Annotated in this window: 5 protein-coding genes; 3 read left to right on the top strand and 2 right to left on the bottom strand. The window is 47.9% G+C overall.

What is annotated here, in order from left to right:
* Positions 1 to 199: 199 nt before the first annotated feature.
* The gene (yjjG, locus tag ACTHY5_RS11015) at positions 200 to 874 is read right to left on the bottom strand and encodes a pyrimidine 5'-nucleotidase (RefSeq protein WP_441879585.1); all 675 of its coding nucleotides are present in this window, start codon (positions 872 to 874) and stop codon (positions 200 to 202) included.
* 180 nt (positions 875 to 1,054) lie between these two features.
* On the opposite strand from yjjG, the gene ACTHY5_RS11020 reads away from it, so the two are divergent.
* Entirely contained in the window at positions 1,055 to 1,663 is a 609-nt protein-coding gene (locus ACTHY5_RS11020) for a LysE family translocator (RefSeq protein WP_441879587.1), read from the top strand.
* Positions 1,664 to 2,027: 364 nt separating this feature from the next.
* A complete protein-coding gene (locus ACTHY5_RS11025; RefSeq protein ID WP_441879589.1) occupies positions 2,028 to 3,563 on the top strand; it encodes an acetyl-CoA hydrolase/transferase family protein in 1,536 nt (511 codons plus the stop codon).
* A 74-nt stretch (positions 3,564 to 3,637) separates the two neighbouring features.
* On the opposite strand, the gene ACTHY5_RS11030 is transcribed toward ACTHY5_RS11025, so the two are convergent.
* Positions 3,638 to 4,507: a LysR substrate-binding domain-containing protein gene (locus ACTHY5_RS11030; protein WP_441879591.1), complete on the bottom strand. Its 870-nt coding sequence runs from the start codon at positions 4,505 to 4,507 to the stop codon at positions 3,638 to 3,640.
* A 111-nt stretch (positions 4,508 to 4,618) separates the two neighbouring features.
* On the opposite strand from ACTHY5_RS11030, the gene ACTHY5_RS11035 reads away from it, so the two are divergent.
* Positions 4,619 to 5,545, top strand: coding sequence for a DMT family transporter (locus ACTHY5_RS11035; RefSeq protein ID WP_441879593.1), 927 nt, complete (start codon positions 4,619 to 4,621; stop codon positions 5,543 to 5,545).
* Positions 5,546 to 5,634 lie beyond the last annotated feature (89 nt).

The raw sequence follows: 5,634 nt of genomic DNA on the forward strand, positions 1-5,634 counted from the left end.
ACTTTATAGGGTAACAGCTAAACACCCAATTATTGGTAGGGGGAGCCCTTACCATTAGCAGTATTTGAGTCGTTGTCACTGTTCGCTCTTGCCTTTTTCTGTGTCTTCCGTGGATGCCGGGGCAAGCTCGGCATGACGGCTCTAAGGTTTCGTTTTTTGTTTAACGTACCGCGTAAGACGTAAAGCGTATGGCTTTCCCTTACCCCAACAATAATTGCTGTAGCTGCGCTAATGAGCTGACTTGATAGTGGGGCTTTATGCCTGTTGGGGTTGGGTGGCCGGCACTATTTAGCCAACAGGTATCGATGCCAGCATTCATGCCGCCTAAAATATCGGAATGCGGATTATCACCCACCATCAAAACCTGCTCTTTAGGTGGATGCCCCATCAGTGCAAAGGCATGCTCAAAAATAGCCACATCGGGCTTGGCGACGCCGACTTGCTCAGAAATAACGAGGGTGTCAAAGGCTTGTTGCCAACCGGCGCGATCAAGGCGAATTTGCTGCATGGCGCTAAAGCCATTAGTAATAATGCCCAGCTTAGCTTTGCCCTGTAGTGCATTAATCAGCTCTGGTGCGCCGGGCAGCGGCGGTGATACCTCGGCCATGGCACTGAGGTAGTCTTGATTAAGCTGCTCTGTGGTGACACTTAAACGCTCAGCCCAGTCTTTAAACCGAATATGCTGTAATTGCGCAGCATTAATGGTGCCGTTTTGATAATCCACCCATAAGGGGGCACTTAAAGTTCGATAGTCTTGGTAGTCTTCTGTAGTAAAATTAACGTTAAAAGTCTCAAACATACGCGTTAAGCCGAGAAACGCATCAAAATGAAATAATGTTTCATCGGCATCAAATAAAATCCACGAATAACGCATAATCTGATAGCACTCCAATATGATGTTTTTTTGCCAATTTTTAGTACAAATAAGGCCAGTCTAGATATCTTTACCGAGTAAAGACAAGTTCAAATAAAGGCAGGCCGAGGTTTATGCTGCCTTAGGCTTAGATTAGAGTAGGCACCCATTAATTATTACACGGTGAGATGAGACAACAAAATGGAGTTTTCTAACTGGTTAGCGCTGGCCACCATTTGTGTGGTGGGAGCCATTAGCCCTGGGCCCAGTTTGGCTGTGGTGATGCGTAATACCATTAAGGGGGGGCAAGGTCATGGGGTGTTAACGGCCTTAGGCCATGGCACGGGCGTGGGGTTATATGCGCTGCTAACGGCGTTGGGGCTGGCGTTGATTATTGCCAATAATCCACTGTTATTTACTGGCATTCGTTATGGGGGCGCCGCCTTTTTGGCCTGGTTAGGAGTTAAAGCGCTATTAGCCAAACCTAATACCCAAGATGAAGCAGACGCTGGGCAGCAGATGGCTGGCCGACAAGGAGCCTTTGAAGGCTTTATGGTGGCATTTTTAAATCCGCAGTTGGCTATCTTTTTTGTGGCGCTGTTTAGTCAGTTTGTGGATGCCGATACCAACTGGCAACAAAGTGGCATTATGATGCTGACTGCGGGTGGCATAGATGCTCTTTGGTATGTATTGGTGGCCTTGGTGCTCTCTCGTGGGCCGGTATTGGCTTGGTTAAACGCTAAGTCGGTTTGGTTAGATAGGGTAAGTGGATTGGTGCTATTAGCCTTGGCATTTAAGGTTGTGCTCTAGTTATTGGCGGTTGTTTTTATCGTTATGGATGATTTTCGTCATTATATAAATGTGACCTAGCTTAAAGATTGCCACATCGAGTGATCGGCCATATACGCTGATTAAAACCTAGATTACGAGCTTGTTATCTTTATGTAACATATTGTATTGAAAGAGTTTATTTGTTTTCTCTTCTGCAGGTGTGCCCTCACTTTTCACCCTTATTAGGCTATTGTCATTTAGTCGTAGAGCGGCTTGTTTATTTTTGACATGAGTAAATAATGATTGGGTATTCAACACCACTTAACCAATATGCAGCGCATATACACCTGTATAGCGATGCTTAGCGCAGACTCAGTCAGGCGCAGTAGCAGGAGACTCTAGAATGTTTGATGAAGCAATCACGGCACAGCGTTGTCAGTGGGCACCTTGGCAAAGCAAACTCTGTTCAGCTGAACAAGCCGCTGCGTTAATTAAAGACGGTATGACGGTTGGCATGAGTGGCTTTACCCGCGCTGGTGAAGCGAAAGCGGTACCAATGGCACTGGCCGAAATGGCCAAAGAAAATCCGCTGTCTATTACGCTAATGACGGGAGCGTCTTTAGGTAATGACTTAGACCGTTTGTTAACCGAAGCCAATGTGTTGGCACGTCGTATGCCTTTTCAGGTGGATAGCACACTGCGTAAGGCGATTAACGATGGTAAGGTGATGTTTATTGACCAGCATTTATCAGAAACGGTAGAACAGCTGCGTAATCACCAATTGCCTAAGATTAATGTGGCGGTTATTGAAGCCTGTGCGATTACCAAAGACGGTGGTATTGTGCCTACTACATCATTAGGTAACTCTGCCAGTTTTGCCATGGATGCTGATCAGGTGATCATTGAGTTAAACTTGGCGGCACCGTTAGCGCTGCAAGGCTTGCACGATGTGTACTTCCCTGAAATGCGCCCCGAGCGTACGCCTGTGCCTGTGGTTGCCCCTAACTCGCGTATTGGTGGCACTGAAATCCCTATTGATCCGTCTAAAATTGCGGCCATTGTGGTGTCTAATATTCCAGACAGCCCCTCTACCGTATTACCCCCAGATGAAGGCACTCAGAGTATTGCCGACCACTTAATTAAATTCTTTACTTATGAAGTTGAGTCGGGTCATTTAACGCCCTCGTTACTGCCGCTGCAAGCCGGTATTGGTACCATGGCGAATGCGGTGATGAGTGGTTTTGCTCATGGTCCTTTTAAAAATCTCACTATGTATTCTGAAGTGCTACAAGACTGTACCTTCGATTTGCTTGATGCTGGGGTAATGGACTTTGCATCAGGCTGTTCAATTACGCTGTCTGAAGAGCGTGGTAAGAGTGTTTGGAATAACTTAGATAAGTATCGCGACCGTTTGATTCTGCGTCCGCAAGAAATTTCCAACCTGCCTGAAATAGTGCGTCGCCTTGGTATTATTGCTGTTAATACCGCACTAGAAGCTGATATTTACGGTAATGTTAACTCCACTCATGTGTGCGGAACGCGCATGATGAATGGCGTGGGTGGTTCGGGTGACTTTGCCCGTAATGCGCATATGTCGATTTTTGTGACTAAGTCAGTTGCTAAAAACGGGGATATTTCCAGTTTTGTTCCTTTTGTTAGCCATGTAGACCATAACGAGCACGATGTTGATATTTTGGTATCTGAGCATGGTTTGGCTGACTTGCGAGGCTTAGCACCTCGTGAGCGTGCACAAGTGGTAATTGATAACTGTGTGGATCCTAGCTATCGCCCGGCACTACAAGCTTACTTTGATGAAGCCTGTGAGCGTGGTGGCCATACACCACACTGCTTAGAGAAGGCTTTATCATGGCACCATGCGGTTGATACTGAAGGTAGCATGCGCCGCTTTATTAAAGAGCAAGAATTAGCTGAAGCCTAATAACAGATAAAGTGAAATATTAAGCCCGTTTAGCCATAGCTAAGCGGGCTTTTTTTATTGGTGTTAATGCTCGATTAAAAGGATTCGTGAGACGCTAAGTGGGTGCGGATCAAGTCGGCTAATTGGCGTGCCGGCTCTGAAGGGCGACCCACAGACCTGTGTAGGGCAATTTCAACAGATTGTAATGCCGGCATGCCACTGCGCTCATCAATCACGCGCAATTGGCTAGTTAGCATATTACGAGTGACCACGACTACCGCCAGGCCCGCCACCACCACCGGCATTAACCCCGTCATGGATTGGCTAGAGTAGGCCACTCGCCAGTCTCGCCCAGCAGCTGCCAAGGCTTGCTCTGCCACATCCCGAAACACATCTGCCCCAGGTGAATACAAAGCCAAAGGAATAGGATCACTCAGAGAAGGTTGCGCCTTGGCGCCCACGGCCCACACCAATGGCTCGCGTCGTATCACTTCGCCTCCTGGCGAGCGAACTTGGCGGGTCACTACAGCTAGATCTAGGCTACTGTCTTGTACTTGACTAATTAACTCTACGCTAGAGCGGCAAATAACTTGCAGCCGAATAGCAGGAAATAATTGACTAAAGTGTGACAATACTGAGGTAAGCAAAAACGCATAATCTTCTGGGATGCCAAGACTCAGCTCCCCAGACACTTGGCGTTGCTGAAGATCGTCAATAGCTTGGTTATTTATCGCCAGCATTTCTCTTGCATACTTCACCAGCCTTTGCCCCTCGTCAGTTAGGCGAATACGACGACCATCGCGCTCGTGTAATGCCACTCCTAATGCTGATTCTAGCCGATTTAACTGCATACTTACCGCCGATTGGGTATAAGCAAGGCGCTCCGCAGCCGCAGTAACTGTACCGGTGTCTGCCAACACTACCAGCGTATGCAAGGTATTTAGATCAAGAATATGGCGTCTCAATGTATCAATTCCTGTGATGATAGCTATCAAGTAATATCGATTTTGTGATGTTTTTAAAGTGTATAGAGTAGTGGTTTCACTCACAACACTCGCATTACAGGAGTAACGACGATGAGTCATTTGGCTGTTTCTTCACCCCATTCGATTTTTCTCAGTGTTTTGTCGGCATTGATCGCCGTTATTCTGTGGTCTATTGCCCCCTTATTAGTGGATGCTGCGGGCGTGGTCCCGCCACTGCGATTAGCCAGTATTGCCTTATTTAGCGGAGCTGTGGCGGCCTTGCCCATGGCGTTGCGCCGACCTAAACCAAAGCAAAACACTGCGGTTGTGTCTGTGCGATGGAAGTTGGTTATTTATGGGCTAGTGCCGGCGTTAATGTTGGGTGCAGTGGGCAGCTATTTAGCCGGTATGGGTAAGGCTCCAGCGGCAGAGGCAGCACTCATTACTTATACTTGGCCGGTGATGTTTATTGTGATCAGTCACTGGATGTTTTATCGGTACTTATCTATGCCGGTATTGCTGGGGGCATTAACGGCCTTTTGTGGGGCGGCTATTTTATTGTCACCTGAATCATCAAGTGTACAGGGCTCAGGGCAGGGGCTTGGTTATGCACTGGCCTTATTGGCTGCCTGTTGCTGGGCTTTATACTCTTGGATTTGTCAGGTCGCTCCTTTGGCCATTGCCCCTATGATGCCGACCTTATTTTTAATTGCAGCTGGTGGCGCGGCAACTGGTGATCTACTGTTAGGCGGCACCTCGAGTATGCCTTCGGGAAGCACCTTGGCTGCTGGTGTGGCATTAGGACTGGGTCCTTATGGGTTAGCTATGGTGGCATGGGATTTGGCGCTGCGTACTGGGCCTGCCGCCTTGGTGGGCAGTTTGGCTTATGCCGTACCGGTTTTAGCGGCCGCCTTTTTGGTGATTGCGGGTATAGCTGCCCCCGATTGGCGATTGCCAGTGGCAGCGTGCTTGGTGGTAGTGGGCGCCATTATTGCCTCATTGAAGCGCAGTCATAAGTCATCTGCGATGACGATGTAATACCAATCTGGAAACTAACTGATCAAAATTTTTTGCCACGGAACCCACGGAAGAACACGGAACAATAGAGATAAGATCTGAAAAAGACT

Origin of the sequence: Oceanisphaera sp. (assembly GCF_052084945.1) — a bacterium.
In the GTDB taxonomy this organism is placed as follows: Bacteria; Pseudomonadota; Gammaproteobacteria; order Enterobacterales; family Aeromonadaceae; genus Oceanimonas.

Coding starts and splice junctions, on each gene's coding strand:
- yjjG (WP_441879585.1), bottom strand. CDS start 874: ATGCGTTATTCGTGGATTTTATTTGATGCCGATGAAACATTATTTCAT.
- ACTHY5_RS11020 (WP_441879587.1), top strand. CDS start 1,055: ATGGAGTTTTCTAACTGGTTAGCGCTGGCCACCATTTGTGTGGTGGGA.
- ACTHY5_RS11025 (WP_441879589.1), top strand. CDS start 2,028: ATGTTTGATGAAGCAATCACGGCACAGCGTTGTCAGTGGGCACCTTGG.
- ACTHY5_RS11035 (WP_441879593.1), top strand. CDS start 4,619: ATGAGTCATTTGGCTGTTTCTTCACCCCATTCGATTTTTCTCAGTGTT.